This window comes from Thermococcus sp., from assembly GCF_027063845.1.
In the GTDB taxonomy this organism is placed as follows: domain Archaea; phylum Methanobacteriota_B; class Thermococci; order Thermococcales; family Thermococcaceae; genus Thermococcus.
Genome location: NZ_JAMOQU010000096.1, coordinates 1 through 3,678 on the forward strand (window position 1 = coordinate 1; position 3,678 = coordinate 3,678).

General features: G+C 55.2%; 4 protein-coding genes. 1 reads left to right on the top strand and 3 read right to left on the bottom strand.

What is annotated here, in order from left to right; all coding sequences use genetic code 11:
• Positions 1-572: deoxyhypusine synthase family protein (locus tag MVO87_RS07245; RefSeq protein ID WP_297552731.1), on the top strand; the 572-nt coding region annotated here is incomplete at its 5' end.
• Positions 573-675: 103 nt separating this feature from the next.
• Here the strand turns inward: MVO87_RS07245 and tiaS are convergent.
• The 3 genes from tiaS to MVO87_RS07260 all read right to left on the bottom strand — a co-directional run bounded on the left by tiaS (position 676) and on the right by MVO87_RS07260 (position 3,521).
• Positions 676-1,950: a tRNA(Ile2) 2-agmatinylcytidine synthetase TiaS gene (tiaS, locus tag MVO87_RS07250; RefSeq protein ID WP_297514664.1), complete on the bottom strand. Its 1,275-nt coding sequence runs from the start codon at positions 1,948-1,950 to the stop codon at positions 676-678.
• Positions 1,951-1,972: 22 nt separating this feature from the next.
• Positions 1,973-2,992 (bottom strand): SLC13 family permease, encoded by a 1,020-nt coding sequence (locus MVO87_RS07255; RefSeq protein WP_297514661.1) that lies wholly within the window; start codon positions 2,990-2,992, stop codon positions 1,973-1,975.
• 67 nt (positions 2,993-3,059) lie between these two features.
• Positions 3,060-3,521 carry a hypothetical protein gene (locus MVO87_RS07260; RefSeq protein WP_297514658.1) on the bottom strand — a complete coding sequence of 154 codons (462 nt, stop codon included), beginning with the start codon at positions 3,519-3,521 and terminating at the stop codon, positions 3,060-3,062.
• Positions 3,522-3,678 lie beyond the last annotated feature (157 nt).

Genomic DNA, 3,678 nt, shown 5'->3' on the forward strand with positions numbered 1-3,678 from the left:
ACATCGAGTTCGAGAAGTACATGATTCCCTTCTTCGAGCGGGTTCTTGAGATTGAGAAGGAGCGCGGAAAGCCCCTGACGGCGAGCGAGTTCATCTACGAGCTCGGAAAATACATGGACGAGAAGCTCGGGAAGGAGAAGGAGAAGAGTGTTATCTACTGGGCCTACAAGAGGAACGTCCCGATTTTCTGCCCGGCCATTACCGACGGCTCAATCGGCGACATGCTCTACTTCTTCAAGGAGGAGCGCGGGGACAGGGAGTTAATCATAGACATAGCCAACGACATCGTGAAGCTCAACAACCTTGCGGTTACCGCCAAGGAGACCGCTTCGATAATCCTCGGCGGCTCTCTGCCGAAGCACGCGATAATCAACGCCAACCTCTTCCGCGGAGGGACCGACTACGCGATTTACGTGACGACGGCGATTCCCTGGGACGGCTCGCTCAGCGGTGCACCTCCGAGTGAAGGTGTAAGCTGGGGTAAGATACGGGCGAAGGCTGATTACGTTGAAATCTGGGCCGACGCGACGCTCGTCTTCCCCCTGCTGGTGTGGAAGGTGATGAAGGAATAGTTTGCACCGTCACTGCAAGCTCTTTTTATCTCTTTGCAGTGTGAGTGCAAATCAAGCAATGATAATCCCCGTTATGATAATTGGGATTATCAATTCCCTCACTTCACAAAAGTTCCAAAACCCTCTCCTCCCCGCCAGGCAGAACCAGCGGTCTCGACAGGTGCTTCCTCGCGTCTGGAGGAACCTCGTAAATCTTCCTCTCCAGCTCGCGCGGGACTTCAATCGGAATCAGCTTTTTCGGCATTCTGTAGCCACAGCGCTTGCACTTAAGGTAGTCGCCCTTGCTCTTCATCGTCCCGCCGCACTTCGGGCACTTGGGCTTTCTGTATTCGATTTTCGGGACGAGTTTCACCGGGTAGAACTTTTCGAGGTTGAGCGTTAGAACGCCCTCGTGCTCCTTAACCCCTCCAGCGGCAATGATTTCATCGCCGGGCAGGAGCTTCCGAACGTAGTTCCTGAACTTTTTCGTCGGCTCGAAGGCCGCGACACGTATCTTCCCTGTCTCGTCCTCCAGCTCAAAGAAAACGTGCCTCCCGCGCTCCCAGTATGGCTTGGAAACCCTTCCCCTGACAACCGCGCTGTCGTATAGCTTCAGCTCGCCGATTTTCTTGGGAGTAAGGTGATCGTCGGTGTTCTGGTTCGTCTTGTAGAGCTGGTAGAAGGCAACGGGCTCTTCAAAGCGCACCATCTCAAAGGTCTGGAGAACTTTTCCCTCCTCAATCCCCCTGATTCCGACGAGAACAGGGTCTTTGCCGTGAGGGGCTATTAAGATTGTTCTCTTGTAGGGGTCAACGTTGTCGTAGGTAAATGGATAGCTCCACCTGTCTGCTAAAAACACGCTCTCTGCATCAACCTTCCTTGGCGTCCCCCAGTTCTCAGGCTCGCGATAGGCCAACAGCTCGTAGGTGAAGGTCTTTAGGGGATAGCCGATGGAAGCGAGCGCGCCGATTATGCCCCTGCCGAGCTTGAACTTGAAGAATTCCGCACCAACTTCCCTCGCGACTCTTTCAGCCTCTTCGATGGTAACGTGCTCCCTTAAAGCTTTGAGCGAGAACTCGCGAAGCTCTTCGGGGATTTCGCCTTCGAAAAAGGCGACGCCCGGGTTTGTGTTCTCGTGGGTGAAGTCTGCCAGCTGGTTGACGTAGAACAGCACGAGGTCCTTAACTTCCGGAACAGCCTCCTCATCGACATCAAAGGTCATCGCGACCGATCCGTTCCCGCGCGTCTTGTAGGGGATGTTTGGGTTCAGCCTTATCAGCCTCGGAAGGTCGGTGGGTTCAGCTAAGCGGGAAATCTCGCGGTAGAGGAGCGCCCCGAGGTAGGTCGTGCACATACCGTTTGGCGAATCGGTGTCGTCGATTCCGATGTGGAGGAGCATGGTTGGAGAAAAGAGGTGAACCTTAAAAATTAAACGCAAGGAAGAGCCCAGAGGAGATTGCGAGGACGACGATGAAGTAAGGCACGGAGCACCTGTGGAAGTCCCTCAGCGAAACCCGCGCTATTCTAACCGCTATGAGGTTGGCGAGGGAACCTATGACCGTACCCGTTCCGCCGGCGTTCACACCTACAGCCAATGGAAGCCACGCGGGTTTTGAGCCGAGAAAGACGACCGTCGCCGGGACGTTGCTTATCAGCTGGCTTAACCCCGCAGATGTCAGAACGAGACCGACTCCTCCGGTTGAGAAGGACATGCCCACCTTTATGAGCAGCGCCGAGAGCTCGTTGAAGTCTATGAAGATGAACGCGAAGGTTAAAACAAGCGCCCAGTCGAAGCTTAGAAGGACGTCCCTATCGAGGACAAGAAAGGCTAACAGGGTGAGTGCAATCGAGAGCTCGTGCCTCCCGGTTTCGCCGAGGTAAACGTTGAGGCCGAGGAGAAAGACCGAGACAAGAAACAGGTCCTTTCTAAAGGCAACAGGAGGAAGGGAGCGGACGGAGAGCGTTTCATCTGGTGTGAGGAAGACAATTGCCAACAGCAGGCCGAGCCAGAGGAGAGCGAAGGGGAGCATGCCTCTAACAAACGCGAGGAAGCTCAAACCATACTCGCGCCAGATTATGATGTTCTGAGGATTCCCTATCGGCGTTAAGGCGGAACCTACGTTAGCCGCTATCGCCGAGAGTGTCACAGCCCTAGCCTTGTCCATTCCCGAAAGCTCCGAGAGGGCCACGACGAGGGGGATGAAGACGAGCATTGCTGTATCGTTCATTATCAATGCCGAAGAGAGAGCTATCGTTGGAAGCAGGAGAAAAAGCAGTCTTCTGCTCGAACCATTTGCCCCCTCAACGAGCCTCGGTGCGAGCCTGTTGAAGACTCCTGAGAGCTCAAGGCCCTTCGAGGTTATGATTAGGGCGGTGATGAGGCTCAGGCTCCCCCAGTCAACGAGGTCTGGAGTTCTTTCGAGGAGAGAGCGGTCTACCATGACTAACCCTGCGTAGAGGAATAGCAAAACGCTTAGAAACCACTCTCTTCTCAGGAACTTCCCCAGCTTACAGGCCGTGTCGCCTCACCTCTTGGGTCAGATGATAATCCGGAATCAGCTCGCTTCCGTCCGCCGAGACGCGGACGTGCAGGATTATAAAGCTTTTCCACGCTACCGGTACGACCCAGCAGTCCTCCGGTTCCCTGAACTCAGCTCCATCAAGGACGTGGGCCTCTTTGAGGGCCTCGTCTATTCTCTCGCGGGCCCCCTCGGTGCAGGGCTCCACGTGGGACGGTGCGCCCTTTGGACTTGGGTTGCCTGTTCGCGGGTCGTAGTGAACCCTGTCTATCGCGAAGTCAAGGTAGAGAACCGGAACATCCACATGGTCTGGGTGAACTATCGGTTCTCCTGCCCTGAAGAAGGGCAGTGCCTGCCTGACGAGCTCTACAGCCTTCTCCGCGTCCTCCGGCTTAAGAACTCGGCTTTTCCTCTCGGACGTTCGCCTTATCGGGGGAAATGGCGCGCTCACCTTTCACCACCTCCAGAAAGCGCGATGAGGAGGGTAAAGGCCATGACGAGGAGAATCTCGTAGGTTTCCAAGAGTGCAGTTGAGGGCCACTTGAAAAATGCCCCGATAACCGCGAGGGCAAAGAGAACGAGCGAGGCGACCTTAACTTTTCTCCCCG

What these genes read in the sequence shown, in the direction of transcription:
- MVO87_RS07255 (WP_297514661.1), bottom strand. Translation starts at nt 2,992, where the DNA reads ATGGTAGACCGCTCTCTCCTCGAAAGAACTCCAGACCTCGTTGACTGG.
- tiaS (WP_297514664.1), bottom strand. Translation starts at nt 1,950, where the DNA reads ATGCTCCTCCACATCGGAATCGACGACACCGATTCGCCAAACGGTATG.